Source organism: Arthrobacter zhaoxinii, assembly GCF_024385505.1.
GTDB classification, from domain to species: Bacteria; Actinomycetota; Actinomycetes; order Actinomycetales; family Micrococcaceae; genus Arthrobacter_B; species Arthrobacter_B zhaoxinii.
Window position 1 is genome coordinate 114,148 of sequence record NZ_JANFLT010000005.1, and the last position, 25,324, is coordinate 139,471.

The 25,324-nt window shown below is 65.7% G+C and carries 22 protein-coding genes; 16 read left to right on the forward strand and 6 right to left on the reverse strand.

Going from position 1 to position 25,324, the window contains the following annotated elements:
* The first annotated feature begins 269 nt into the window (after window positions 1-269).
* From NNX37_RS07955 to pgsA, 5 genes are all read left to right on the forward strand, one after another.
* Window positions 270-581 (forward strand): DUF6504 family protein, encoded by a 312-nt coding sequence (locus NNX37_RS07955; RefSeq protein WP_255791844.1) that lies wholly within the window; start codon window positions 270-272, stop codon window positions 579-581.
* Between the two features lie 20 nt (window positions 582-601).
* Window positions 602-4,003, forward strand: coding sequence for a DNA polymerase III subunit alpha (locus NNX37_RS07960; protein WP_255791846.1), 3,402 nt, complete (start codon window positions 602-604; stop codon window positions 4,001-4,003).
* Between the two features lie 75 nt (window positions 4,004-4,078).
* The gene (gene thrS, locus NNX37_RS07965; protein WP_255791847.1) at window positions 4,079-6,091 is read left to right on the forward strand and encodes a threonine--tRNA ligase; all 2,013 of its coding nucleotides are present in this window, start codon (window positions 4,079-4,081) and stop codon (window positions 6,089-6,091) included.
* 15 nt (window positions 6,092-6,106) lie between these two features.
* Entirely contained in the window at window positions 6,107-6,691 is a 585-nt protein-coding gene (locus NNX37_RS07970; RefSeq protein ID WP_255791848.1) for an HIT family protein, read from the forward strand.
* 3 nt (window positions 6,692-6,694) lie between these two features.
* Window positions 6,695-7,315 carry a phosphatidylinositol phosphate synthase gene (pgsA, locus tag NNX37_RS07975; RefSeq protein ID WP_255791850.1) on the forward strand — a complete coding sequence of 207 codons (621 nt, stop codon included), beginning with the start codon at window positions 6,695-6,697 and terminating at the stop codon, window positions 7,313-7,315.
* Window positions 7,316-7,408: 93 nt separating this feature from the next.
* On the opposite strand, the gene NNX37_RS07980 is transcribed toward pgsA, so the two are convergent.
* Complete coding sequence (locus tag NNX37_RS07980) at window positions 7,409-9,433, reverse strand: M3 family metallopeptidase (protein ID WP_255791851.1); 2,025 nt, start codon at window positions 9,431-9,433, stop codon at window positions 7,409-7,411.
* Window positions 9,434-9,459: 26 nt separating this feature from the next.
* Here NNX37_RS07980 and NNX37_RS07985 point away from each other — a divergent pair, with 26 nt between their 5' ends.
* Window positions 9,460-10,857: a CapA family protein gene (locus tag NNX37_RS07985; protein ID WP_308206308.1), complete on the forward strand. Its 1,398-nt coding sequence runs from the start codon at window positions 9,460-9,462 to the stop codon at window positions 10,855-10,857.
* Here NNX37_RS07985 and NNX37_RS07990 read toward each other — a convergent pair.
* Window positions 10,854-11,573, reverse strand: a complete 720-nt coding sequence (locus NNX37_RS07990; protein WP_255791853.1) for a class I SAM-dependent methyltransferase — start codon at window positions 11,571-11,573, stop codon at window positions 10,854-10,856. The two genes, NNX37_RS07985 and NNX37_RS07990, sit on opposite strands and share 4 nt — an antisense overlap.
* A gap of 389 nt (window positions 11,574-11,962) precedes the next feature.
* Here NNX37_RS07990 and NNX37_RS07995 point away from each other — a divergent pair, with 389 nt between their 5' ends.
* The 3 genes from NNX37_RS07995 (at window position 11,963) to NNX37_RS08005 (ending at window position 15,069) form a co-directional block, all read left to right on the forward strand.
* Entirely contained in the window at window positions 11,963-13,321 is a 1,359-nt protein-coding gene (locus NNX37_RS07995) for an HNH endonuclease (protein WP_255791854.1), read from the forward strand.
* A 221-nt stretch (window positions 13,322-13,542) separates the two neighbouring features.
* Complete coding sequence (locus NNX37_RS08000; RefSeq protein ID WP_255791855.1) at window positions 13,543-13,857, forward strand: hypothetical protein; 315 nt, start codon at window positions 13,543-13,545, stop codon at window positions 13,855-13,857.
* A 246-nt stretch (window positions 13,858-14,103) separates the two neighbouring features.
* On the forward strand, window positions 14,104-15,069 hold the full coding sequence (locus NNX37_RS08005; RefSeq protein ID WP_255791857.1) for a GNAT family N-acetyltransferase: 966 nt from the start codon (window positions 14,104-14,106) through the stop codon (window positions 15,067-15,069).
* On the opposite strand, the gene NNX37_RS08010 is transcribed toward NNX37_RS08005, so the two are convergent.
* The 4 genes from NNX37_RS08010 to NNX37_RS08025 form a co-directional block, all read right to left on the reverse strand.
* On the reverse strand, window positions 15,022-15,654 hold the full coding sequence (locus tag NNX37_RS08010; protein ID WP_255791859.1) for a class I SAM-dependent methyltransferase: 633 nt from the start codon (window positions 15,652-15,654) through the stop codon (window positions 15,022-15,024). The two genes, NNX37_RS08005 and NNX37_RS08010, sit on opposite strands and share 48 nt — an antisense overlap.
* A gap of 85 nt (window positions 15,655-15,739) precedes the next feature.
* Window positions 15,740-16,393 (reverse strand): maleylpyruvate isomerase family mycothiol-dependent enzyme, encoded by a 654-nt coding sequence (locus tag NNX37_RS08015; protein ID WP_255791860.1) that lies wholly within the window; start codon window positions 16,391-16,393, stop codon window positions 15,740-15,742.
* 63 nt (window positions 16,394-16,456) lie between these two features.
* Window positions 16,457-17,203: a type 1 glutamine amidotransferase gene (locus NNX37_RS08020; protein WP_255791862.1), complete on the reverse strand. Its 747-nt coding sequence runs from the start codon at window positions 17,201-17,203 to the stop codon at window positions 16,457-16,459.
* On the reverse strand, window positions 17,200-18,471 hold the full coding sequence (locus NNX37_RS08025) for a Mur ligase family protein (protein ID WP_255791864.1): 1,272 nt from the start codon (window positions 18,469-18,471) through the stop codon (window positions 17,200-17,202). Before NNX37_RS08025 ends, NNX37_RS08020 begins: the two co-directional genes overlap by 4 nt.
* Before the next feature lie 277 nt (window positions 18,472-18,748).
* Between NNX37_RS08025 and NNX37_RS08030 the strand changes: the two genes are divergently transcribed.
* The 7 genes from NNX37_RS08030 (at window position 18,749) to secF (ending at window position 25,273) form a co-directional block, all read left to right on the forward strand.
* The gene (locus NNX37_RS08030) at window positions 18,749-19,507 is read left to right on the forward strand and encodes a YebC/PmpR family DNA-binding transcriptional regulator (RefSeq protein ID WP_227921280.1); all 759 of its coding nucleotides are present in this window, start codon (window positions 18,749-18,751) and stop codon (window positions 19,505-19,507) included.
* A 9-nt stretch (window positions 19,508-19,516) separates the two neighbouring features.
* On the forward strand, window positions 19,517-20,116 hold the full coding sequence (gene ruvC, locus NNX37_RS08035) for a crossover junction endodeoxyribonuclease RuvC (RefSeq protein WP_255791865.1): 600 nt from the start codon (window positions 19,517-19,519) through the stop codon (window positions 20,114-20,116).
* Window positions 20,117-20,189: 73 nt separating this feature from the next.
* Entirely contained in the window at window positions 20,190-20,819 is a 630-nt protein-coding gene (gene ruvA, locus NNX37_RS08040; RefSeq protein WP_255791866.1) for a Holliday junction branch migration protein RuvA, read from the forward strand.
* 1 nt (window position 20,820) lies between these two features.
* Complete coding sequence (ruvB, locus tag NNX37_RS08045; protein WP_255791867.1) at window positions 20,821-21,915, forward strand: Holliday junction branch migration DNA helicase RuvB; 1,095 nt, start codon at window positions 20,821-20,823, stop codon at window positions 21,913-21,915.
* 101 nt (window positions 21,916-22,016) lie between these two features.
* Window positions 22,017-22,436, forward strand: coding sequence for a preprotein translocase subunit YajC (locus tag NNX37_RS08050; RefSeq protein WP_255791869.1), 420 nt, complete (start codon window positions 22,017-22,019; stop codon window positions 22,434-22,436).
* A gap of 93 nt (window positions 22,437-22,529) precedes the next feature.
* Window positions 22,530-24,257 (forward strand): protein translocase subunit SecD, encoded by a 1,728-nt coding sequence (gene secD, locus NNX37_RS08055; RefSeq protein WP_255791870.1) that lies wholly within the window; start codon window positions 22,530-22,532, stop codon window positions 24,255-24,257.
* Window positions 24,257-25,273 carry a protein translocase subunit SecF gene (gene secF, locus NNX37_RS08060; protein ID WP_255791872.1) on the forward strand — a complete coding sequence of 339 codons (1,017 nt, stop codon included), beginning with the start codon at window positions 24,257-24,259 and terminating at the stop codon, window positions 25,271-25,273. The genes secD and secF overlap by 1 nt, the downstream gene beginning before the upstream one ends.
* Window positions 25,274-25,324 lie beyond the last annotated feature (51 nt).

The window sequence follows — 25,324 nt, forward strand, 5'->3', positions numbered from 1 at the left end:
CCTGCCCTGGATCCGGTGTGTCTGGGAACAGTGTGCCCCATATGTGGGCAGGTATTCCTGCAGCGGCGCTTCCGGATACTGCCGGGCGGGGCGGCAGGGCCTCCGCCGCATCCGTCCCTGTGTGGTGTTGTTTGTCCCCGGCTGGTCGTACACTGGTGGCGGAGCTGTTCGAACATATGTTCGAATTAGTTGCCTATTGATAACCAAGGGATAACCAGTGGGAAAGGCGCAGGCGGTGCGCCTGTGTACCGGGGCCGGGAGGAAGCTGAATGGGTGTCTTCAGCGAAGCAATAGAGGTGGTGTGCTCACCCGCGGGGCAACCTCTGAGGCTTACATGGGGAGGCCGCACCTACAAGGTGGGAGCGGACCCGGTGCGCTGGTACGAACGCCGCAACTGGTGGGAAGAGGAAACCCGCGCCGAACGCGGACACGGCGCCGGACTGGTGGATACCGAGATCTGGCGGGTCCAGGCACGCGTCAATGACCGCTCCGACCTGCGCACCCTTGACCTCTCGCATCACGTCCGCAGCGACCGCTGGCGCCTGATCCGCATTCATGACGCACTGAGGGACAGCACCTAATGAAGGACAGTGCCTAAGCGATGAGCTTTATCCACCTGCACGCCGCCACCGCGTTCAGCGCCCACTACGGGGTGTCCTGGCCGGAGGAGATGGCGCAGGCCGCAGCGGCCGACGGCGCCGATGCGCTCGCCTGCACCGACCGGGACGGGCTCTACGGAACGGTCAAGCACCTGCGTGCATGCATGGAAGCGGGCATCGATCCCATTGTGGGCGTGGACCTGGCTGTGCTGGATGACGGGAACGCCGTCACCGGCCGGGTGGTCATTCTCGCCCACGGGCATACCGGGGGAGCGGGTTACCGTGCACTGTGCCGGCTGATCTCCGCTGCACACGCCGCCACCTCCGCCTCACGGGCACGCTCCGGCAAACCGGTAGGCGTCACCATGGAGCAGCTTGCCGGGTATGTCAGCACAGAGGGGGAGGACGAACCGGTCCTGACCGTCCTCGTCGGACCGCAGTCCGACGTCGGCCAGGCCATGCGCAGCCGCAGTTACGCCGTCGCCCGCACCCTGTTCGGCCGCTGGCGCTCGCTGATCCCTGCCCGGGCGCTCGCCGTCGAGGTGGTCACGCATCTGTCCGCACCGGGGGAGAACCTCAGCCTGGCCCACGCAGTACGGATGTTCCGGCTGGCCGATGAGATGCGCGTGCCCGGCATCCTCACCAATGCCGTGCGGTACGTGGATGAGGATGGAGCCGCCACTGCTGACGTGCTCGACGCCGCGCGGTCGCTGACCTCCCTCTCCCGCCTCCCGGACCGGCAGCCCAACGGGCAGGGCTGGCTCAAGGGGACACGGGAGATGACTGCACTGGCCCGCGAGATCAGCTCGGAGGCAGGCTACGGTTCCTCGGGAGCGGCACGGATGCTCACCGACACTGCGGCGCTCGCGGATAGCTGCCGGATGGATCCGGTGGCGGACATGGGCTGGAAGCAGCCCGTGGTCCCCGAAGCCTCGGTGATCGGCATCGAGGCCGAACCCATGATCGAACTGCGCCAGCGCTGCGAGGCGGGGATCAACCGGCGGCTGCGTGCCCGGGACTCCATTGCCGAAGTCGAACTGCGCAACCGGCTCGAACACGAGCTGGGCATCATCGAACGGCTGGGCTTCGCCTCCTACTTCCTCACGGTCGCGGAAGTCTCGGCCATGATCACCGGGATGGGGGTACGCGCCGCGGCCCGGGGGTCGGGCGCATCCTCGCTGGTGAACTACCTGCTGGGCGTCAGCCACGTGAACCCGCTGGACCACGACCTGATCTTTGAACGCTTCCTCTCCCGGGACCGCTCCACGCTGCCGGACATCGACATCGACGTGGAAAGCGCCGAGCGGCACAACGTCTATCACCGCATCTTCGAACGCTTCGGCTCCGAACGGGTCACCCTGATGAGCATGCAGAACGGCTACCGGGCGCGGGGAGCGGTGCGCGACGCCGGCATGGCGCTGGGCATGCCCGAGGAGGAGATCGGCGCTGTGGCTAAACAGCTGTGGCGTTTCTCGGCCCGCAACTTCCGCGAGGCGCTCGCCGAAAAGCCCGAACTGCGGGAATTCTCCGGCCAGGTGGAAAAGAACCAGCAGCTGGACCTGCTGGTGGACCTCACCGAACGCCTGGACCGGCTGCCCCGGCACATTTCCATGCATCCCTGCGGAGTGATCCTGGGGGACACCTCCCTGCTGGACCGCACCCCCGTGCAGCCCAGCGGCCTGGGCCTGCCCATGTCCCAGTTCGACAAGCACGACATGGATCCCATGGGCATGCTCAAACTCGATGTGCTGGGCGTGCGGATGCAGAGCGCCATGGCCTTTGCCGTCCGCGAAGTAGTGCGTGTGCATTCCTCCCGCGAGGAAGTCATCGCCGCCGGCAGGCACCGGGACGGGCCGGAAGCGCCGGACCCGGAGTTTGTCGAAGCGGACGGCCGGATCAACCTGGATGCCGTGCCGTTCGACGACGAACCCACCTACGAACTCATCCGCAGCACGCATACCCTGGGCTGCTTCCAGATCGAATCCCCGGGCCAGCGCGAGCTGGTGGGCAAGATGGCACCGCGGGAGTTCAATGACCTGATCATCGACATTTCCCTGTTCCGGCCGGGCCCGATGAAATCCGATATGGTCCGGCCGTTCCTGGAACACCGGCACGGATTTTCCCCCGAGGTGTACCCGCACGAGGCGCTGCGCCCGGTGCTGGCCGAAACCCACGGCGTCACGGTTTTCCACGAGCAGGTGCTGCGGACGCTGAACGTCTTCACCGGCTGCGGGCTGGCGAAGGCAGACGAACTGCGCCGGCTGCTGGGCAATGAAACCGCCGAGCCCGGGGTGGAGGAATACTTCCGCAGCAAGGCCGCCGCCCGCGGCTACACGCAGGAGACCATCAACAAGGTCTGGGACACGCTCAAGGCCTTCGGCAGCTTCGGCTTCTGCAAGGCCCACGGCGCGGCTTTTGCCGTACCCACCTACCAGTCCGCGTGGCTGAAGGCGCACCACCCGGCAGCCTTCCTCGCCGGGATCTTCGAACATGATCCCGGGATGTATCCCCGCCGGCTGCTCGTGGCCGAGGCGCGGCGGATGGGCATTCCAATCCTGCCCCTGGACATCAACCGCAGCGGCGAAACCTACCGGGTGGAACGGCTCGACGACGGCCAGCTGGGCATCCGGCTGTCCCTGGCCGGGATCTACGGACTGTCCGCCGTCGAGCTAAAGCGCATTGCCGCCGGGCAGCCCTATGACTCACTGGCGGACCTGCGGGCTCGCGCGAAGGTCTCCCGCCCCACCCTGCGCCGGCTGGCCCAGCTCGGTGCCTTCGATTTCCTGAGTAAGCAGACCGGCTCTGAGGCGAGCCGCGCGGACTTGATCTCCTACCTCGACGCCGCACCGGCAAAATCCGCGTCCCGGAAGCACGATCCGATTCCGGGGCAGCTGGCCCTGCCGCTGGGAGATACCGAGCTGACGAACCTGCACCATCACCTGCCGGAACCGGGACTGCGGGAAAAGGTCCGCACCGAACTGGATCTGCTGTCCGTGGACGTCAGTGCACACCTGATGGAAAGCTACGGTCCGCTGCTGCGCGGACTCGGCGTCACACCCGCGGAAGCACTGATGGACCTGCGCAACGGGACCGAGGTGCTGGTCGCCGGGATCCGGGTGGCCACGCAGACGCCTCCCATGCGCGGGGGACGCCGGGTGGTGTTCATCAGCCTCGACGACGGCACCGGGTGCATTGACTGCACGTTCTTCCACGAGGCGCAGGAGAAATCCGGTCCGCTGCTCTTCGGCACCGAACTGCTGCTGGTCCGCGGGCTAACCCGCCGCACCGGCCCGCGGGGCATCAGCCTGCAGGCACTCGAGGCATGGAACCTGGCGGACACGGACTCACTTCCGAAGCCCGGCCGTCAGCGCGGCATGTTGGTGGGGTCCAAGCGCAGCGGATAACATCGGTACGGGCGGGAGTGCGGCCGTGTCCAGGCCGTGCAGCAGACGCCGTACAACGAAATCTAGGAGACAACCGTGTCAGTGCCAGAGAAGTTCACCCTCATCGTCGACGGCGAAGAGACCACGGTGGATACTGGCACCACCGGTGCGCAGCTCTTCTTCGAACGCCGCGACGTCGTCGTGATGCGCGTCCACTCCGTCCTCAAGGACCTGGATACGCCGCTGGAGCAGGGCGACATCGTGGAATCCGTCACCATTGAGTCCGAAGACGGACTGAATGTCCTGCGCCACTCCACCGCCCATGTCATGGCCCAGGCCGTGCAGCAGCTGCGTCCGGATGCCAAGCTGGGCATCGGCCCGTACATCAAGGACGGCTTCTACTTCGACTTCGATGTTGCCGAGCCGTTCACGCCGGAGGACCTGAAGACCCTCGAGAAGATGATGCAGAAGATCATCAACTCGAACCAGAAGTTCGCCCGCCGCGTGGTCAGCGAAGACGAAGCCCGCGAAGCCATGAAGAACGAGCCGTACAAGCTTGAACTGCTGGGCAAGAAGGACGGCGCCGAGGAAGCGGGCGAAGGTGCCAGCATCGAGGTCGGTGCCGGCGAGATCACCATTTACGACAATGTGGACCGCAAGTCCGGCGACGTCGTCTGGTGCGATCTGTGCCGCGGCCCGCACCTGCCCAACACCAAGCTGATCTCCAACGCCTTCGCCCTCACCCGCTCCGCCGCCGCGTACTGGCTGGGCAACCAGAAGAACCAGCAGCTGCAGCGTATCTACGGCACCGCCTGGCCCACCAAGGACGCGCTGAAGGCCTACCAGGAACGCCTGGCCGAGGCCGAGCGCCGCGACCACCGCAAGCTGGGCACCGAACTGGACCTGTTCTCCTTCCCGGACGAGCTGGGTTCGGGCCTGCCGGTGTTCCACCCCAAGGGCGGCATCATCCGCAAGGCCATGGAGGACTACTCCCGCCAGCGCCACACCGAGGCCGGCTACGAGTTCGTCTACACCCCGCACATCACCAAGGGCCACCTGTACGAGGTTTCCGGCCACCTGGACTGGTACCGCGACGGGATGTTCCCTCCCATGCACGTGGACGAAGTCACCGATCCGGAGACCGGCGAGGTCACCAAGCCCGGCCAGGACTACTACCTGAAGCCGATGAACTGCCCCATGCACAACCTGATCTTCCGCTCCCGCGGACGGTCCTACCGTGAGCTTCCGCTGCGGCTGTTCGAATTCGGTTCCGTGTACCGCTACGAGAAGTCCGGCGTGATCCACGGCCTGACGCGCGTGCGGGGCATGACCCAGGACGACGCCCACATCTACTGCACCCGTGAGCAGATGAAGGACGAGCTGACCACCACGCTGAAGTTCGTGCTGGACCTGCTCAAGGACTACGGCCTGGATGACTTCTACCTGGAGCTGTCCACCAAGGACCCGGAGAAGTTCGTCGGGTCCGACGACATCTGGGAGGAAGCCACCCGCACCCTCGCCGAGGTTGCCGAAGCTTCCGGCCTGGACCTGGTCCCGGATCCGGGCGGAGCAGCCTTCTACGGCCCGAAGATCTCCGTCCAGGCCCGCGACGCCATCGGCCGCACCTGGCAGATGTCCACCATCCAGCTGGACTTCAACCTGCCCGAGCGCTTCGAACTCGAGTACCAGGCCGCCGACGGCACCCGCCAGCGCCCGGTCATGATCCACCGCGCCCTGTTCGGGTCCGTGGAACGCTTCATGGCCGTGCTGACCGAGCACTATGCCGGCGCGTTCCCGGCCTGGCTGGCACCGGTTCAGGTAGTCGGCATCCCCGTGGCCGAAGCGTTCAACGACTACATGTTCGACGTCGTCGACAAGCTCAAGGCGCACGGCATCCGCGCCCAGGTGGACACCGGCACCGACCGCTTCCCGAAGAAGATCCGCACCGCGTCCAAAGACAAGATTCCGTTTGTCCTGATCGCCGGCGGTGACGACGCCGAGGCAGGCGCCGTCTCCTTCCGCTTCCGTGACGGCAGCCAGGACAACGGCGTGCCCGTTGAAGAGGCCGTCAAGCGGATTGTTGAAGCCGTCCGTAACCGGGACAAGTAGGGCGGCGGGGACGCTATGGGAGAACAGCCTGACGACGCCGCGGTGACGGACACGTTTGAACTCGCCGGCGTCCCCGACTCGTTCCAGCGGCTCTGGACTCCGCACCGGCTGGCCTACATCAAGGGCGGGCAGAAGCAGGTTTCCTCAAAGGAGACCTGCCCGTTCTGCGCCGCGCCGGAGCGGTCGGACGAGGAATCGCTGATTGTCCACCGCGGCCGGCACGCCTTCGTGATCCTGAACCTCTTCCCGTACAACGCCGGCCACCTGCTGGTCTGCCCGTACCGGCATGTGCCGGACTACACGGACATCGACCCGGAGGAGACCGCGGAAATTGCTGCCCTGACGCAGACCGCCATGCGCGTGCTGCGGAAGGTATCCAGCCCCACCGGTTTCAACCTGGGCATGAACCAGGGCGAAACCGGCGGGGCCGGGATTGCCGCGCACCTGCACCAGCACATCGTGCCGCGGTGGGGCGGTGACGGAAACTTCCTGCCGATCATTGCGCAGACCAAGGCCATCACCCAGACCCTGGGCGAGGTGCGCCGGCAGGTGGCCGAGGCCTGGCCCGAAGAGGGCTCCGGCCCGGACAGTGAGGACTGACGCGTGCTCAACAAATACGCGCGGGGATTCTTTACTGCCGTTTTCAGCCCGCTGGCCGCCTGGCTGCTGCGCCGCGGGGTAACCCCGGACATGGTCACCATTGCCGGCACCCTCGGCGTGATGATCGGCGGACTGGTTTTTTATCCGCTGGGTGAGCTCTTCTGGGGCACCATCTTCATCACCGTCTTCATCTTCTCCGACGTAGTGGACGGAATCATGGCCCGGCAGCAGCAGCGCAAGGGCAGCTGGGGCGGGTTCCTGGATTCCACCCTCGACCGCTTTGCCGACGGCGCCCTGTTTGCCGGCGTCGCCATCTGGTTCTTCACCGGCGGCGGCAACGACGCGATCGGCATCGCGGCCGTCCTCTGCCTGGTGGTGGGAATGCTGGTTTCCTACATCCGCGCCAAGGCCGAGTCGCTGGGCTTCTCCGCCAACGTCGGCATTGCCGAACGTGCCGAGCGGCTGGTCTCCTTGCTGGTGGCCACAGGACTGGTGGGGCTGGGCGTGCCCGAGGTCCTGCTGCTGGTGGTCCTCATCCTGCTGACCCTGGCCAGCTGCGTGACCATCGGCCAGCGGATGTACAGTGTCCGCCGGCAGGCGAAGCTGGGGAATCCGGCAACGTAGAAGGTCAGAAAGAACAGACAGTAAAGGCGGGAACCGGTGATCCGGTTCCCGCCTTTTGCTGTTCTGTGCCTGCCTGCCGGCCTGCCTTGCTGCCTACGCCAGGCCTCGCCGGTCCAGCAGCGGCTGGATCTGCGCGTCGCGTCCGCGGAAGTTCCGGAACGCCTGCAGCGGGTCGATGCTGTTGCCGCGGGAGAGCAGCTCCGTCCGGAAACGGTCGCCGTTCTCCCGGGTCAGGCCGCCGTTTTCCCGGAACCACTCGACCGTGTCGGCGTCGAGCACCTCGCTCCAGATGTAGGCATAGTAGGAGGCTGCGTAGCCGCCGGCAAAGATGTGCTTGAAGTAGCCGGTCCGGTAGCGCGGCGGAACCAGGTCCAGGTCGACGCCGGCCGCCGCCAGGGCAGCGGCCTCGAAGGCTTCCGGATCCTGCACCGTTTCGCCCGGCGGCAGTTCGTGCCAGGCCAGGTCCAGCAGGGCGGCACCGAGGTACTCGGTGGTGGAGAACCCTTCGCCCCAGACGGCCGCCGCGTTGACCTTGTCAATGACGTCCTGCGGCAGCGGCTCCCCGGTGATGTGGTGCTTCGCGAAGTTGCTGACCACCTCCGGCCACAGCATCCACATCTCGTTGACCTGCGACGGGTATTCCACGAAGTCACGCGGTACGGCGGTGCCGGAGAACTGGGGATAGGTGACGTCGGAGAACAGGCCGTGCAGCGCATGGCCGAATTCGTGGAACGCGGTGACGACTTCGCCGAAGCTCAGCAGCGTGGGCTCGCCGGCCGCGGGCCGGGAAATGTTCAGGTTGTTGATGACCACGGGCGGGGCGTCCAGCAGCCGGGACTGGTGGACCAGGGAATTCATCCACGCGCCGCCGTTCTTGGTGTCGCGGGTGTAGTAGTCGCCCAGGAACAGGCCCAGTCCGGTGCCGTCGTCGTCCTTAACCTCCCAGACCCGGACGTCCGGGTGGTAACCCGCCAGATCCGTGCGTTCGGTGAAGGTGAGGCCGTAGAGGCGGTTTGCAGCGTAGAAGACTCCGTCATTCAGCACACGCTCCAGCTCGAAGTACGGGCGCAGGGCGGCGGAGTCAACGTCGAACTTCTCCCGCCGGACCTGCTCCGAGTAGTATGCCCAGTCCCAGGCGGCCAGTTCGTGGCCGTTCCGCCGGGCTGCTTCGCGCAGTTCTTCTGCTTCGGCCTTGGCGTTGCGCACGGCAGCGGGGGCAAGCTTGTCCAGCATCTCGTGGATGGCGTCCAGGGTTGGTGCGGTCTGGTCGTCCGTGGCGTACTCGGCATGGCTGGCAAAACCGAGCAGTGCGGCCTTCTCTGCGCGCAGCGCAGCCAGCTCGGCGGCGATGGCCAGCGTGTTCCGGTCATTGTCCCGGAAGCCGCGCTTTAGGGACGCTTCGTGCAGGCGACGGCGGGTCTCCCGGCGGGTCAGCGACGCCAGGGCCGGCTGCGGGGTGGGCAGGACGAGGGACAGCAGGTATTTGCCGTCGTGTCCGACCTGCTTGGCCGCAGTGGCAGCGGCGGCGACGTCGTCGTCGGACAGGCCGTCGAGTTCGGCCGCGTCGTCGAGCACCAGGGCGGAATCATTGGTGCCCTTCAGCAGGCGCTGGGAAAACTCCGTCCCGAGTTCCGAAAGCCGGGCGTTCAGTTCCCGCATGCGTGCCTGGCCGGCGTCGTCGAGCCGGGCCCCGGCGCGGATGAACCGGCGGCGGTACTCGGACACGAGGCGCGCCTGCTCGTCATCCAGGCCGTCGGTTTCTCCCGCAACCGCCTCCACCCGGTCGAAGAGCTGCCGGTTGAGGTAGACGGCGTCCTCGTGGGCGGCCAGCCGGGGACTGATCTCCTGCTGGATCTGCTGCACGCCGTCGGTGGCGTGGGCGGCGCAGAAGGTGAAGAAGACGACGGCGGTCCGGCCCAGTTCCTGGCCCGAGGACTCCAGTGCTGCAATGGTGTTGCCGAAGTCCGGGGCCTGCGGGTTCGCGGCAACGCGCTCGATCTGCGCGGCGTGCTCACGGATGCCGCTCTCAAAGGCGGGCAGGAAAACGTCTTCGTTGATCTGCTCGAACGGGGGTAGCTGGTACGGCAGGCTACTCGGGTAAAGGAAGGGGTTGTCCATAAAGCCCAAGACTGGCACAGCGGAGCATGCCAATCCAACCTGACACTGCCGTAGGATCGGTCCGATTCCCCGCTGCCCGCAGCCCGCAGGCCTGGGGCGAGATCCGTGGGGGAGTTATGGCGGAGTTCATGAAACGCAACCTCGGCGTTCGCACTGCAGGGGCCGGTCCGGCGCCGGACCGGCTGCCGGGACCCGCGGCGGCGCTGGTGCTGGCCCTGCTGCTCGGCGGCTGCACGGCGGCCGGGGGCAGCGGGGAGGAGGGCGGCGGGGGTGCCGGCGGGGCGTCGTCGTCGGCGTCTTCTGCCGCCGATCCGTCCGCCTCGCCGTCCGTCCCGGCACCGTCCGCGGATCCCGGCAGCCCCGGAAAAGGACCGGAGTGTCCCACGGAGAACTGCTTCTCCCTGATGCTCGCCGGGGACCTCCTGGTCCACCCCCAGCTCTGGGAGCAGGCCGCGGCGGATGCGGCTGCCACCGGGAAGGCTCCGCTGGACTTCGAGCCGCTGCTGGCCGGGCAGCGGACCTACATCTCCGGCGCCGACCTGGCCGTGTGCCACATGGAAACTCCGGTGGCCGAGCCGGACGGTCCCTATGCGGGCTATCCTCTGTTCAACGTGCCTCCGCAGATCCTTACCGCCGCGGCCGCCGTCGGCTATTCCGGTTGCACCACTGCCAGCAACCACACCGTCGACGCCGGCACGGCCGGGCTGAACCGCACGCTCGGGGTGCTGGATTCGCTCGGGCTGGAGCACACCGGGTCATACGCCGCGGAAGCCGGTGCCGGAGCACCCATGCTCCTGTCCGCGCCGGCGGGGGACCTCGCCGTCATCGAGGCGACCTACGGACTGAACGGGCTGGTGGCCGAGTATCCGTGGCAGGTGGACCTGCTCGACGCTCCGGCGATGATCGCGAAGGCGACGGCGGCCCGGGCGGAGGGGGCCGACGTCGTCGTCGCGGCGATCCACGCCGGGGACGAATACGCCTCGGCGCCCAACGCCCAGCAGGTGGAAACCGCCCACGCGCTGGCGGACAGCGGCGAGTTCGACTTTATTTACGGCCACCACACACACTCGGTCCTGCCGATCGAGAACTACAACGGCACCTGGATTGTGTACGGGCTCGGCAATGCCGTGACGGAGCTGTCGCCCTGGTACGACGTCAACAATGAGGGCTTGATTGTCCGGGCGCAGTTCGTGCGCGACGACGCCGGGGAGTGGTCGGTCGGTGACCTTGCCTGGGCGCCGTCGGTGATTGTCCGGGACCCGTACCGGTGGTGTTCCGTTGCCGGGGATCTGCCGCAGGGGGAATGCGCGCCCCCGGCCCAGCGGGAAGCAGTGCGGGCTCGGACTGTTCCGGTGGTCGAGTCTATGGGAGCGGCCGACGCCGGGGCGCACGAGTGGCTGGTGACGCAGGACAGCGGGGGCTAGGCCGGGCCGGCGAGGACGATCCACTCCGGTGAATCCTTCCGCACCGGGCTTCGATCCCAGTTCCCCCAGCACTGATCGACCGTAAGTCCTGCCGCTTGCAGCCCTGCGGTCACCGTGTCCCAGGAGGGGAAACGCAGTGTCTCGGTCGTGGTCCAGGTGCCGGATTCGTTGGTCCAGGTATCGGTGTGCGTGACCAGGTCGCCGTTGCGCCGGACGGTCTGGATGACTGTTCCCCGACTGGTGTGATGTGTGCCCTCCCACCGGCGCCAGACTTCAGCGTCCGGGTTGCGCACTTCAAATGCCAGCCTGCCTCCGGACCTCAGAGCCCGTCCCGCATGGCTGAGGACCTGCCCCCAGGAGGTGTCATCGAGGAAGTACTGTGCAACATGTCCGGTCATCAGAACCAGATCGGCCCAGGCATCCGGCAGGCGTTCCGCGGTTCCTCGAACCCAGGCGACGGCGTCGGCATGCGGTTGGGACGCAGCGAGCGAGAGCATGGTGTCTTCCGGTTCGACACCGATCACTTCATGCCCTTCCCCGGCCAACAGGCTGCAGAGCAGGCCTGTTCCTGATCCGATGTCCGCAACGCGGCGGGCGCCCAGTGCTGCAGCCAGGGACAGGTAGAACGGCAGGTCCTGCCGGGCTTCCGTATCGGCGTCGTAGGCGCCTGCAAGTTCAGGAACGGCGTAGTAGTTCCCGGGCTTTGCAACAGTCATGCGGCTCGTTTCATTCGGGGGTTTTTCATTAGGGGGAGCGGCCTCAGCTTAGGTACGGGCCACGAACGGTAGCACGCGTCCCGGACCTGGAGCCGACGGCGGGGCGGGCGGCGGCGGAGGTGGGCGGCGGAGGCGGGCGGCTGACCTGGGGCGGGCTGACGGCGTGACTCCCAGCCTGCCGCCTACGGCGGATCCAGACCGGCCTCCGGGCCGACGGTTGCACGCCTCCAGCGAGCACCCGGGATCGGCAGGGGACATCAGACCGGATCCTGAGCAACCCTTCAAGTGTTTCCGCAGGTCAGGGTGGGGTAGTCGGGACCATGGGTAGTTTTCCACAAGGATGAAACCTCCTATTGCGGGCTTGGTTTCGGGTCAATAGCATCGAACACATGTTCGAATCAAATCGGGACTATTCCCTACCGGTTGATGGTGCTGGCTGTGGCGACGAACCGTCCTCCTCGCCGGTCACCACGTGGATCGCCGAGCTGTCGTCCGGGCAGGCACTGAAGGATGTTGCCGCCGATACAGATGCGGGTCTGATAAACCGTCTGCGTGTGCTGGAAGAACTCAAGGCCGCTGCTGCAGCAGCCCAGGTTCGCGTCGCAGCCGCCTTCGATGCCTCCGTCCGTGCAAAGGATGTCCGCTCCGGCATTCCCGAGGAGCATCAGGGGAGAGGAGTCGCTGCTCAAATCGCCCTCGCCCGACGCGAATCTCCTGCACGCGGTGGGCGGATTCTTGGATTTTCCAAGGCGCTTGCACATGAAATGCCATGCACACTCCGGGCGCTGTCCGAGGGCAGACTCAACGAATGGCGGGCCACGCTGCTGGTCCGCGAGACTGCATGCCTGTCGGTATCCGACCGGCGCTTGGTGGACCGTGAGGTAGCCGGAGACGTTGCCGGTCTCGAGGGGCTCGGTGATGGGCGTTTGATTGGCCGGATCCGGAAACTGACGTACCGGATCGACCAGGAGGCACTGGTCCGGCGTGCAGCCAAGGCGCAGGTGGACCGTTATGTTTCCTGCCGGCCCGCCCCGGACACTATGACCTATCTGACAGGCCTGTTGCCGGTGGCCCAGGGCGTCGCCGTATTTGCCGCCCTCAGCCGTGAAGCGGATTCCCTCCGGGCACGCGGCGATGAGCGCGGCCGGGGCCAGATCATGGCTGACACGCTGGTCGAAAGAATCACCGGCCTTACCCAAGCTGACCGTGTGCCGCTGGAAGTCCAGCTCGTCATGACCGACCGTACGCTTCTTGCGGGCGCCGAAGAGCCGGCCTACCTCCAGGGATACGGCGTGGTGCCCGCCATGTGGGCACGCGACGCGGTGCGAAAAGCCGGACACGAAGAACGGACGGAACGGACCAGCCGACGTGGAGCACCAGAGGCGCCGGATCTCTGGCTCCGGCGCCTCTATACCGCCCCGACCTCGGGTGAACTCATCGGCATGGACTCGAAGGCGCGGTTTGTCCCCGAAGCGTTGTCGAGGTTCATTTCCACGAGGGACCAAACCTGCCGGACACCGTGGTGCAACGCCCCGATCCGGCACCGCGACCATATCCGACCCCATCGCCTAGGCGGCCGCACCTCCGGCGACAACCTGCAGGGTCTCTGCGAAGCCTGCAACCACGCCAAGGAAGCAGCCGGATGGCGGGCCGAAGGTGTTGATAATCCGGACCGGCACACGGTGCGAATAACCACGCCCACCTGGCACACCTACCAATCCACCGCACCGCCGCTGCCGGGCACCTGATTGCTCGAGTCGCAGGACTAAACGGCGGGTTTGCACAGCGCCGTGCGGCTGGCGGCGTCGCTTCGTAAGGCGACATGCTGAGCCGGGAAAAACTACTGGGACGCCTACCCGGCGGGTGGGGCCCAGCCCGAGCCCGGCATTGATGCTGCCGTGAACGGCGCGCATACTAAAGCAGATGTCGGGCCATTGACCGCTTGAGCCGACCGAATCCTAGGAGTGAGATGTCTGGTGCAACGCTCGCGAAGTCCACAATGAGGTTTGGTACGACGTTCGGGATTGCAGCGGTCGTCCTCCTCGGCCTGGGTTCGTTTATCAACCGGAACTTCGGCGTAGGAGACAGTCTGAGCGGCATGCCGCTTCTCGTGGTCTGGGAAACAGCACCTGCCGCTGTGCTGGTATCGCTGATTTATTTGCTGCTCCTGGTTGCCTCCGTGTTGCTCTCCGCCATACTCATCACGACCTCCCTGGTCATTCGTCACAGCGAAGCAAGCGAACAGTCAATGATGAACAAGGCTGCAGCCTCCGCCGCTCACTGACCGAAACAGCCACTTCTGCCGACAAGCACCATGCCCGCTGAGGAATTACTCAGCGGGACTGCTTCCCGGTGCCGCGGCGATCGCCGAGAGTACTGCGCAGGCCCTGGCTGCCGTTGCGGGCGAGCCGTCGTCGCCGTTCCCGTCACCAGACGTGGACGGTCGAGGCACCAGGTCGGCGTTTCGCTGCGGCAGCAGCGGTGCAGTTCGGCATTCTGGAACACTTTTGGAGAAGGAAGACGGGGGATCATGGATGTTGTCCTGCGAACACCGGGTGTGGACGAGCTCGGTGGGATCTGCAGCGTTTTGGGGAAGTGGCAACACGACAGGGGGCCACTGCATCTACACCCAGGCGATCTGGGCTGGTACTCCCTACGAGGGCCAGCCGCCACAGCCGCTGCGACCCGCGTGTGGTCGCAGGGTGACACGATCCTTGCCATTGCCCTTCTCGACGGCCCCGAGCTGTTGCGGTTCGCCATCGATCCGACGCGGCGCCGAGATGCAAGCCTTGCCCTTCGCATCGTTGATGACGTCAACAACCCGATGGCCGGAATCCTCAGCGCAGGGGCAGCAACTATCGAGGCACGCGGTGCGGTCGCCTTGACCGAGCAGCTGGCGCAGAACGATTGGTCGGCCGACGAACCGTGGACACCGCTCCACCACGATATGGCAGCATCGCCCAAGGCCTCGGTCCTCCGGGTTGAGACCGTGGAACCGGGTCACACCGCTGAGTGGGTGGCTGTTCACTGGTCGGCCTTTCGGGGTACCCCGATACCGGACGAGCGCAGCCAACGCTTCGTGGATGGATGGCGCCTCGCCGCGGAAAGCCCCTTTCTTGACCTCGCGCGCATACTGTCCCTGCGATGCCGTGACGGTCATGTCGTCGCTGCCGCCGCGGTGTGGTCGGCCGGCGAAGGGCGTCCGGGACTCATCGAACCACTGGCAGTGCATCAGGAACACCGTGGCCGCGGATATGGCACAGCCATGACAAATGCGGCAGTGGACGCGCTCCGGCAACTGGGGTCATCGAGCGCCATTGTCTGCGCCGAGACCTCTAACGCGGGAGCAGTCGCCACCTACCTGGCGGCAGGATTCACCGCGCACCCGGAAGTCACCGACTGGCATCGAGGGAGCGCGACGCCCCTGCCCGTTCTGCCCGGCTGCGTATCAGCGCTTCAGAATGAAGACCCCGTCCGGGCCGGTACGAGTGCTTAGTGCACCCGGTTTGGCATAAACGCTCACTGACCAGCCTGAGTCCTTGTCGAAAGCGCCGAGGTGCCAATCCGAGAATCGATTTTTCAACGGTAGCCCTGTGAAACCCGCCGCAGCATCCTGGGCCGTCGGGCCGCCCCTTGCCCCGACGGTGGTACCAACCACAAACAGGCCACCGTCAACCAAGAGCCCACCAACTCTCCTGAAAGCGTCCTGCAAGGCATCGTCGGAAAGGAATGCCGGCACGTTTCCCGACATCAAGATGACCTCGTACTCGCCCGGAAGACCCTCTCCGCGCAAGCGATCATCAGCTAGTTCCTCCACGGCCAGCTGCCGATACCAACCCTTATCGAAGATGTCAGCGGCGACATCCAAAACGGCACGGGTCGGATCGATGCCGTACGCCTGATGCCCACTCCGGCGCAGCGCACTAACCGCCGAGCCGATGCCACACCCGATGTCGAGGATCCGGCTGTTCCGGGGGGCCAGCATGTCGACAAACCGTGCATCGACCTCGAAGTCAATTCCCTTTTCCACTAGCCGGCGCATCTTTTCTGCGTAGGAATCAAGGTCGGCACTTGGGATCATGACGATCAGACTAACCGGCGACGTCGCCCGGCGGCATCCGCTGCGCCGAACGCCCCGGCAGAGCCGAGATCCGCGACGAGGCTCCTCAGTGAGACGCCTGCTCAAGCTTGCGGACGAATGAGGCCGCGCCTTCACCCGAGAAATCCTCCGCATGGACGGGGCGGCCGGAGACGGCCATGAGGAGTGCCAATAAGGTTCCTTCGACTTCCGGACCGGAACCTTGGTGAAACTGTGAATCGGAAGCCTGCAGACGGAATCCAAGCGCGCGTTCTTTACCGCCGCCCATAAAGACGCCGGTTTTGAGTTGATAACTCAGGGCCGCCTCGACCGACCCACTCGGGTAGGAGTGCACGAGCCCCAGGGGACGGCGAATGTCCTCACCATGCACGATGACTTCGACGAGTCGGGTTGCTGGAGCAGCAGGCGGCGTCTTGGTCGTTTCGCGGATGCGGCGGAACTCGGTCAGGGTCGCTTCCGGGGTCGCGGTACGTTCCCTGACGATGCCGCGTTCGTTGTCTTTGTCGAAGTCGAACTTCGCGGCGATCAATCGACGGACAAAGCCGAGGCGAGTCGTCTTCGCGGAATCCACGAGGTGAGCTACGACGTCGTGAATGTCCCAGCCGGGGCAGAGCGAAGGCCGGAACCATTGCTCCGGCGTGAGCGACTCAAGATCCCTGATGAGGGCTTCGCGTTCGTTGTGGACGGCCGGCCACACCGCTGCCGAAGATCGGGAAGGCATGGGGCAATATAACCATGCGATACAACCGGCCCGCCCGCGCCCGACTCCCGGCCGGGGAAAAACCTAGCGCGGCCGCTGCCCGGCGTGCTGGCGTGCCATTTCCGAAAGCTTCGACAGCTCCGCCAGGTCCGCTTCGGAGCGGGGAACGGGGGAGAAGCTGCCGAATTTGCGGATGGCTGCCTTCTCGATCAGGAAGTCGGCAATGGCCGGGTTCTTCGGCAGGAGGGAACCGTGCAGGTAGCTGGCCACCACGTTCTTGTAGCGGGCACCCTCGGTGCTGTCCTTAGTGTTGTTGCCCTCGCCCTTGCGGATCTCCGCCAGCGGCTTCACACCCGGGCCGAGGAACGTCTGGCCGCTGTGGTTCTCATAGCCGTGGATCTCGCCGAACTCTTCACTGACGGAGAGCACGTTGCCGATCAGCCGCACATCACCGCCGTGGGTCTCCATGTCGAGGATGCCGATACCCGGAATGAGCGCACCCTCATGCGTTTTGAAGAACCGTCCGAACAGCTGGTAAAGCCCACAGATAACCAGCATCGGCAGGCCGTCCTCGGCAAGTCCCTGCAGGGTGGGGGCCAGCTGCTGGAGATCCTGCTGGATCACCACCTGCCCGCTGTCCTGCCCGCCGCCGCCGACAATGATGTCGACATCAGTCGGGAACTCGTCTCCGGCGTTGTACTCCTCCACGACGGGCGTGTAGCCGTACCACTTCAGGCGCTGCTTGAGCACCAGCACGTTGCCCCAGTCGCCGTAAATATTCATTTCCCGCGGGTACAGCTGCAGGATCTTAATCGTGCGGTCCTCGGTCATGAGACCACCTCTACCTTCGTGATCTTGGAGAGTTCCCGGCGCACGGCCAGCATGGCCGTGTACGTGCAGAAAATCCGCATGGGAACCCCGGGGGAGTCCTTGATGAAACGCTTCAGTCCGTCCGTGATGTCCGGTTCAATGGTGCGCACGGGCACGTCGTCGTACTTCAGGCGCAGTGCCATATCGTAGGCACGCACGCCGCTGACGACGTCGACGCCGCCTTCGGCCAGGGATTCGAAGTCCACATCCCACAGCCAGGACATGTCCCGGCCGTCGGCGTAATTGTCATTGATGGCGATCATCGTGGAATAGCCGTGGGCGGCAAAGGACTTCAGGCCGAGGCGGAAGCCGCTGGGATTCTTCACCAGCACCAGCTCCAGCGGCTGCCCGTTGACGGTCAGCGACTCGCCGCGGCCGAAGGCCGGCTCCACGTTGGCCAGCGCCTCGAACAGTGCGTCCGAATCCAGGTCCCCGCCCTTGATGGTGCGGGCAAAGGCCAGGGCCGCAGCGGCATTGAAGATGTTGTAGACGCCGCGCAGCTTCAGCCCGGAGGTGCGGATCTGTCCGTCGATGAGGAAGTCCGCCTCGGTCTCGCTGACGCGTTCCAGGACGACGTCGGCTTCCTGGGTGGCGGCGAGGGCTTCGGCGAGGCTGCCGCGCATCTCGTCGTCGTTGGGGAAGGTGCTGCGCAGCGAGGCGTCGAGCCCGAAGTACACGGCACGCTGGCCGGTCAGGGACTCGGCAATGCCCGCGACGCGGGGATCTTCACGGTTCAGGACCACGGTCTCCGTGGTGGCACGGGCAATCTGCTCCAGCAGCCGGGTCGTCTTGTCGATCTCGCCGAACCGGTCCAGCTGGTCGCGGAGGACATTGAGCAGCAGGCTGTAGCGCGGCTGGATCAGCTTCACGAAGTGCACGGCATGGGCCTCGTCCAGTTCCAGGACGGCGATGTCGGCATCCAGGCGTCCGCGCAGGCTGACTTCGCCCAGCAGCGCCGCTGCGACACCGCGGGTGAAGTTGCTGCCGGTCCGGTTCGTGAAAACCTTCAGCCCCTGGCTCTCGAGCAGCTCCACCACCATTTTGGTTGTGGTGGTCTTGCCGTTGGTGCCGGAAACGACGGCGACGCCGAGCGGCAGGTCTGCGAGGGTGCGGCGAATGAAATCGGGATCGATCTTCTCCACCACCAGGCCCGGCAGGGCGGAGCCGCCGCCGCGCAGTTTGGAGGCACTGCGGACCAGTTTTCCGACCAGGATGGAGAAAGAACTCATGGTTACTGAATATAGCGCACCCCCTTGATCCGGCGGCGATTCCCGGGCGTGAGGCTGCACGCATCGGGGCTGGTCAACAGTGCTTTTCCACGTCAGTACCCGGCCCCGCTGCCGGTCCGGGACGCGTTGACCGCCCCGGAAACGGATTCGGTCGCTAGAATTGTGGCAGTGTGTTCGGGACGCTTAGCTGGTCTCCCTGTTCGGCCCGGTTCCCCCGGAGTCCCGACGGGCGGCAAGCAGCCGGACTTTTTTATCGATCAGAGGAGAAGCGTAGAGCATGTCGGGCCACTCTAAATGGGCAACCACCAAGCACAAGAAGGCCGTAATTGATGCCAAGCGTGCCAAGTCCTTCGCCAAGCTGATCAAGAACATTGAAGTTGCAGCACGCGCCGGCGGAGCCGACATGGCAGGCAACCCGGCCCTTGAACTGGCCGTGTCCAAAGCCAAGAAGACGTCGGTGCCGATCGACAACATCAACCGTGCGGTCAAGCGCGGCGCCGGCCTGCTCGGTGAAGCCGTCGATTACCAGACCATCATGTATGAGGGCTACGGACCCCAGGGTTCGGCTCTCCTGATTGAGTGCCTCACGGACAACAAGAACCGTGCCGCCTCCGAGGTCCGCCTCGCGGTCACCCGCAACGGCGGCAACATGGGCGATCCCGGGTCGGTGGCGTACATGTTCACCCGCAAGGGCGTAGTGAACCTGCCGAAGAACGGCCTCACCGAAGACGACCTGCTGATGGCCGTCCTCGATGCCGGTGCGGACGAGGTGAAGGAATCCGGAGAGAACTTCGAGATCATCTCCGAGCCGCAGGACCTGCGTGCCGTCGTCGGCGCCCTGGAAGAAGCCAGCATCGAGTACGAGACCGACGAGGCCGAATTCGTTCCGTCCATGCACGTGGAACTGGATGCGGACGCAGCCCGCAAGTTCCTCAAGCTCGTGGACGCGCTCGAAGACCTCGACGACGTGCAGAACGTCTACTCCAACGCTGATATCCCGGCCGCCGTTATGGCCGAGCTTGAAGAAGACGACTAAGACGTACCTGTGTCTCTACGCGTCCTGGGGGTGGACCCCGGCCTGACCCGCTGCGGCCTTGGAGTAGTTGAGGTCGAGGGAAACCGCCGGGCCACCCTTGTGGCCGTCGGAGTTGTCGGCACGGTGGCCGGAACCGCGCTTGATGCGCGGCTGCTGGTCATTTCCGAAGCCATCGACCTGTGGCTGGACACGCACCGGCCGGATGTCCTGGCCGTGGAGCGGGTGTTCAGCCAGCTCAATGTCAGCACGGTGATGGGCACCGCCCAGGCCTCCGGCGTCGTCATTGCCGCTGCCGCCCGGCGCGGTATCCCGGTCGCCCTGCACACGCCCACCGAGGTCAAGGCGGCGGTGACGGGCTCCGGTTCGGCGAACAAGGATGCCGTGGGCAAGATGGTGACCAAGATCCTGCGGCTGGATGAAATGCCCAAACCTGCCGACGCTGCCGACGCGCTGGCCCTGGCGATCACCCACGCCTGGCGCCGCGGCGTCGCAGGTCCCGGACCCACCGCCGGCTCCGCCTCGCGGGGCACGGCGCCGGCTTCCGGACTGACTCCGGCCCAGCGGCTGTGGGCCGAAGCGGAAGCGCGGGCAAAACGCGGAAGCTACTGAACAGCAGGGGAATGCGGGCGCCAGCAAGTAGGGTATTCGTAGATATGTTCTATACAGCCTCTGGAGTTCCTTCATGATCAGTTCCCTCCGCGGGGTCGTTTCGCACGTGGGCCTTTCCTCCGCCGTCATCGATGTCCACGGACTCGGGATGCTCGTCCAGGCCACTCCCCAGACACTGGCAACGCTCCGCACGGGAAGTGAAGCGTTCGTCCACACCGCGATGATCGTCCGTGAGGACTCCATGACCCTGTACGGGTTCAGTGATGCAGATCAGCGGGAAGTCTTCGAAATCCTGCTCGGGGTCAGCGGCGTTGGTCCGCGGATCGCCCTCGCCGTCCTGGCCGTCCACACTCCTGAAGCCATCCGCGTGGCTGCATCCACCGGCGATGACAAGGCCTTCAGCAAGGTCTCCGGCATCGGGCCCAAGGGCGCCCGCCGCATTGTCCTCGAACTGGCGGACAAGCTCGTGCCGCACGGCACCGCGGAAAACAGTCCGGTCTCCCCGCGCTGGCAGGAACAGGTGCTGGCTGCCATGACCGGTCTCGGCTGGTCGGAAAAGGACGCTACCGCTGCGATTGACGACACCGCTGCCGAGCATCCCGACGTCGCTGCCGCCGGCAATGTCGGGGAAATCCTGAAACTGACGCTGCGCCGGCTCGGGAACGACGGCGCCCGGGCGGCCTCACGCCGAAAGGCCGGCTAAGGTGTCCGCCGCCGACTCCATCGTCGCCCCCGGCCCCGATCCGGACGACAAAGCCATCGAGGCCGCCCTGCGCCCCAAGAACCTGGACGACTTCGTGGGGCAGAAGCGTGTCCGCGAACAGCTGTCGCTGGTGCTCGAAGCGTCCCGGCTGCGCGGCCGCAGCGCGGACCACGTGCTGCTGTCCGGCCCTCCCGGCCTGGGCAAGACCACCCTGTCCATGATCATTGCCGCGGAAATGAATGCGCCGCTGCGGATCAGCTCCGGGCCCGCCATCCAGCACGCCGGCGACCTCGCAGCCATCCTGTCCTCCCTTACCGAGGGCGAAGTGCTGTTCCTGGACGAAATCCACCGCATGTCCCGTCCGGCCGAGGAAATGCTCTACATGGCCATGGAGGATTTCCGGGTCGACATCATCGTCGGCAAGGGCGCCGGTGCCACCGCCATCCCGCTGGACCTGCCGCCGTTCACCCTGGTGGGTGCCACCACCCGCGCCGGGCTGCTGCCCGGGCCGCTGCGGGACCGTTTCGGCTTCACCGGCCATCTGGAGTTCTACTCCACGCAGGAACTGGAACTGGTGCTGCGCCGCTCGGCCATGCTGATGGATATGAAGGTCAACTCCGCGGGCTTCGCCGAGGTGGCCGGGCGCTCCCGCGGCACGCCGCGAATCGCCAACCGGCTGCTGCGCCGCGTCCGCGACTGGGCCCTGGTGCACGGAATCGAGCAGATCGACGCCCGCTCGGCAGGTGCGGCCCTGGACATGTATGAAGTGGACGTGCTCGGTCTGGACCGGCTGGACCGCGCCGTGCTCACCGCACTGATCACCAAGTTCAACGGGGGACCGGTGGGCCTGTCCACGCTGGCGATCGCCGTCGGCGAGGAGCCGGAGACCGTGGAGACGGTGGCCGAACCGTACCTCGTCCGCGAAGGCCTGCTCGGCAGGACGCCGAGGGGCCGCATTGCGACCCGGGCCGCCTGGGAGCATCTGGGCCTGCAGATGCCCGAGAACGTGGCGGCCGCGATGCCGCAGAACATGTTCTCCGGGCCCGGTACCAACACCTCGTCCGCGGCAGCGGACGAGAGCCTGCGGGAAACTTAACAGTCCGCTTCCACGTTTTCCGTTTAGACTTGCCCTTGGGCATGGTCCCGGCAGCATGCCGGGACGCCCGGCACTTCCTCAACAGAAACGGAATTCTCCACGTGAATATCGCTGATCTCTTTCTCCCTCTGCTGCTGGCGGTCTTCGTCATCATGATGTTCCGCAAGCAGAAGAAGTCGCAGCAGACGGTTGTTCAGCAGCGGGCGCAGATGCTTCCGGGTACCGAGGTCATGACCCAGTTCGGGCTTTTCGGCCGGATCGTTTCCGTGGACCAGGACGAAAACAAGGCCGTGCTGGAGCTTTCCCCCGGCAACACCGCCACGGTGCACCTCCAGGCTCTGACCAAGGTCGTCACCATTCCCGCTGAAGAAACACCGGCCGATGACGCCGCCGCGGTCCCCGATGATGCCTCTTCCCTCACGCTCGGCAAGGACACCTCCGAGCGCCGGGATGCCGTGCAGGACGAGACGCCGGAAGAAACACTCAAGCGCCTGAACCGCGACGACAAAAAAGAGAACTAGACTCTCCACGAGCCAAGCGGGGCATCGGTGCCCCGCTTGCCGCCCGGAGACCATGACGGTCCCGGTGATCTTCGCCCTTAAGGAAAATTCCCTATGCCCCGTACCGGCCCCGGCTCGGCCGCGAAAAAGACGCTCCTTTGGCTGGGCGTCATTCTTGCTGCCCTGGCCCTTCTGCTTGGCGGTGGTTCCATGTGGAGCAACGCCAGCTGGACCCCGAAACTTGCCCTCGACCTCGAGGGCGGCACCCAGATGATCCTGGCTCCCGAAGTGCAGGGAGGTGGCTCTGACATCACCACCGAACAGCTGGACCAGGCAGTGGAGATCATCCGCCAGCGCGTGGACGGCAGCGGTGTCTCCGAAGCGGAGATCAGCACCCAGTCCAACCGGAACGTCGTGGTGTCACTGCCCGGCGTTCCCGATGCCGAGACACGCGAACTGATCCAGGCTTCAGCCAACATGGAGTTCCGTCCGGTCCTGAGCGGCGGCGGGGGACAGGGTGCAGCAGTCACGGACCCGACTCCGGCAGAACAGCTGCCCACCCCGTCGGCCGAGCCCACGGATGCTTCAGACACCAACTGGATTTCACCCGAGCTGCAGACACAGTTCGAAACCACCGACTGCCTGAACCCGGACACCATTGCCAACGCGGAGCAGGCTCCGGCGGACCAGCCCATGGTTGCCTGCGAACCGGGCACTGCGGGTAAGTACATCCTCGGCCCGGTGGAAGTTCCCGGCGTGGACATCTCCACGGCCAGCTTCGGCATGGCCCAGGGCAACAACGGCGTCTCCACCAACCAGTGGGCCGTGAACATTGAGTTCAACGGCGAAGGCACGGACAAGTTCCGCTCCGTCACCGACCGTCTGTTCGCCTTCCCGGAGGGGGACCCCCGGAACCAGTTCGCCATTGTCCTGGACGGCCAGATCATTTCGGCGCCGACTGTCAACGCGGTCATCACCGACGGCAAGCCCCAGATCACGGGCAACTTCACCCAGGAGAGCGCCGAGGCGCTGTCCGAGCAGCTCAAGTACGGCGCCCTGCCGATCAGCTTCGAAATCCAGAGCGAACAGCAGGTCTCGGCAACGCTCGGCGCGGACCAGCTTCGGATGGGCATCATCGCCGGCCTGATCGGCCTTGCGCTGGTGGCCGTGTACTCGCTGTTCCAGTACCGGGCGCTGGGCTTTGTCACCATCGCCTCGCTGGTCGTCGCCGGTCTCCTGTCCTACCTGGCCATCGCCATCCTGGGCTGGAGCCACAACTACCGCCTCTCGCTGGCGGGCGTGGCGGGCCTGATCGTCGCCATCGGCCAGACCGCCGACTCGTTCATCGTCTACTTCGAACGCATCCGTGACGAGCTCCGCGACGGCCGCGGCCTGGTGTCCGCCGTGGACAACGGCTGGAAACGAGCCAAGCGCACCGTCCTGGCCTCCAAGGCCGTGAACATCCTCGCCGCCGTCGTCCTGTACTTCGTGGCGGTCGGCAACGTGCGCGGCTTCGCGTTCACCCTGGGCCTCACCGCCATTGCCGACCTCATTGTGGTCTTTATGTTCACGCACCCGACCATGGTGCTGCTGGCCCGCACCAGGTTCTTCGGCGACGGCCACCGCTTCTCCGGCCTCGACCCGAGCCGCCTCGGCGCGGTACCGCTGTACCGCGGCGCCGGCCGGGTACGCACCCCCGCAGACGCTTCGGCGGCCCGCGGCAAGAACAAGGCTGCGGCTAAGGAAGCCGAACGACGGATGACCATCGCCGAACGGCGGCTTGCCGAAAAGCAGGATTCAATGGCCGGATCCGGCCGCAGCTCCGAAAAGGACGGCGAGTAATGAGTAAGCTTCCCAGTTTCGCCGCATTCGGCAATGACCTGTACACCGGAAAGCGGTCCTACAACTTCGTCGGCAAGGCTCGGCTCTGGTTCTTCATCGCAGCAGCCGCGGTGGTGCTGTCGATCCTCATCCCGGTGGCCAAGGGCGGCTTCAACCTTGGTATCGAGTTCCGCGGCGGTTCCGAGTTCACCGTCTCCAACGTCAGCAACACCGACGTCAGCCGAGGCGAGGAGGCAGTCGCCGAGGTTGCGGGCACTGCCGACCCCAAGGTCACCAACATTGCTCCGGGCACCATGCGGATCCAGACGGAGAAGCTGAGCGATGACCAGACCATTGAGGTCAAGGAGTCCCTGGCGGACACCTACGGCGTCAGCCAGGAGGAAGTCACCTCCACGTTCATCGGCCCCACCTGGGGCAGCGACGTCAGCCGGCAGGCGCTGGTGGGACTCGTCGTCTTCGTGGCCCTTGCCGCGGTACTGATGGCCCTGTACTTCCGCACCTGGAAGATGTCGGTGGCCGCCGTCGTCGGGCTGCTGGTGGTTATGGTGGTCACCGCAGGCGTCTACGCCCTGAGCGGTTTCGAAGTGACGCCGTCCGCCATCATCGGATTCCTCACCGTGCTCAGCTACTCGCTCTACGACACGGTGGTGGTCTTCGACAAGGTCCGGGAAAACACGAAGGACCTGGACAAGCGGACGAAGCGGACCTTTGCGGAAGAGGTCAACCTCGCCGTGAACCAGACCCTGGTCCGGTCCATCAACACGTCCGTGGTTGCCGTCCTCCCGGTGGCCTCCATCCTGTTCATCGGTGCGCTGCTGCTGGGCGCCGGTACCCTGAAGGATCTGTCGCTGGCCCTGTTCGTGGGCATCATCCTGGGCACGGTGGCAACCATTTACATCGCGGCGCCGCTGTACGCGGTGCTGCGCCGGAACGAACCGGACATCCGCAGGCAGGCCAAGCGTGTGGCGGAGCGCCGCGCAGCCGAGGCAAAGACCCCGGCGGCTGTTCACGCCTAGAGCCAAACCCAGGTCTGCCTCTCTCCGGTTCCGTCCTCCTTCCTTCAAGGA

What these genes read in the sequence shown, in the direction of transcription:
- NNX37_RS08005 (WP_255791857.1), top strand. Translation starts at nt 14,104, where the DNA reads ATGGATGTTGTCCTGCGAACACCGGGTGTGGACGAGCTCGGTGGGATC.
- secD (WP_255791870.1), top strand. Translation starts at nt 22,530, where the DNA reads ATGCCCCGTACCGGCCCCGGCTCGGCCGCGAAAAAGACGCTCCTTTGG.
- secF (WP_255791872.1), top strand. Translation starts at nt 24,257, where the DNA reads ATGAGTAAGCTTCCCAGTTTCGCCGCATTCGGCAATGACCTGTACACC.
- NNX37_RS08000 (WP_255791855.1), top strand. Translation starts at nt 13,543, where the DNA reads ATGTCTGGTGCAACGCTCGCGAAGTCCACAATGAGGTTTGGTACGACG.
- NNX37_RS08025 (WP_255791864.1), bottom strand. Translation starts at nt 18,471, where the DNA reads ATGAGTTCTTTCTCCATCCTGGTCGGAAAACTGGTCCGCAGTGCCTCC.
- ruvA (WP_255791866.1), top strand. Translation starts at nt 20,190, where the DNA reads ATGATCAGTTCCCTCCGCGGGGTCGTTTCGCACGTGGGCCTTTCCTCC.
- NNX37_RS07980 (WP_255791851.1), bottom strand. Translation starts at nt 9,433, where the DNA reads ATGGACAACCCCTTCCTTTACCCGAGTAGCCTGCCGTACCAGCTACCC.
- NNX37_RS08010 (WP_255791859.1), bottom strand. Translation starts at nt 15,654, where the DNA reads ATGATCCCAAGTGCCGACCTTGATTCCTACGCAGAAAAGATGCGCCGG.
- NNX37_RS08030 (WP_227921280.1), top strand. Translation starts at nt 18,749, where the DNA reads ATGTCGGGCCACTCTAAATGGGCAACCACCAAGCACAAGAAGGCCGTA.
- NNX37_RS08015 (WP_255791860.1), bottom strand. Translation starts at nt 16,393, where the DNA reads ATGCCTTCCCGATCTTCGGCAGCGGTGTGGCCGGCCGTCCACAACGAA.
- NNX37_RS07970 (WP_255791848.1), top strand. Translation starts at nt 6,107, where the DNA reads ATGGGAGAACAGCCTGACGACGCCGCGGTGACGGACACGTTTGAACTC.
- NNX37_RS08020 (WP_255791862.1), bottom strand. Translation starts at nt 17,203, where the DNA reads ATGACCGAGGACCGCACGATTAAGATCCTGCAGCTGTACCCGCGGGAA.
- NNX37_RS07985 (WP_308206308.1), top strand. Translation starts at nt 9,460, where the DNA reads ATGCCAATCCAACCTGACACTGCCGTAGGATCGGTCCGATTCCCCGCT.
- NNX37_RS07990 (WP_255791853.1), bottom strand. Translation starts at nt 11,573, where the DNA reads ATGACTGTTGCAAAGCCCGGGAACTACTACGCCGTTCCTGAACTTGCA.
- NNX37_RS07960 (WP_255791846.1), top strand. Translation starts at nt 602, where the DNA reads ATGAGCTTTATCCACCTGCACGCCGCCACCGCGTTCAGCGCCCACTAC.
- NNX37_RS07955 (WP_255791844.1), top strand. Translation starts at nt 270, where the DNA reads ATGGGTGTCTTCAGCGAAGCAATAGAGGTGGTGTGCTCACCCGCGGGG.
- NNX37_RS07995 (WP_255791854.1), top strand. Translation starts at nt 11,963, where the DNA reads ATGTTCGAATCAAATCGGGACTATTCCCTACCGGTTGATGGTGCTGGC.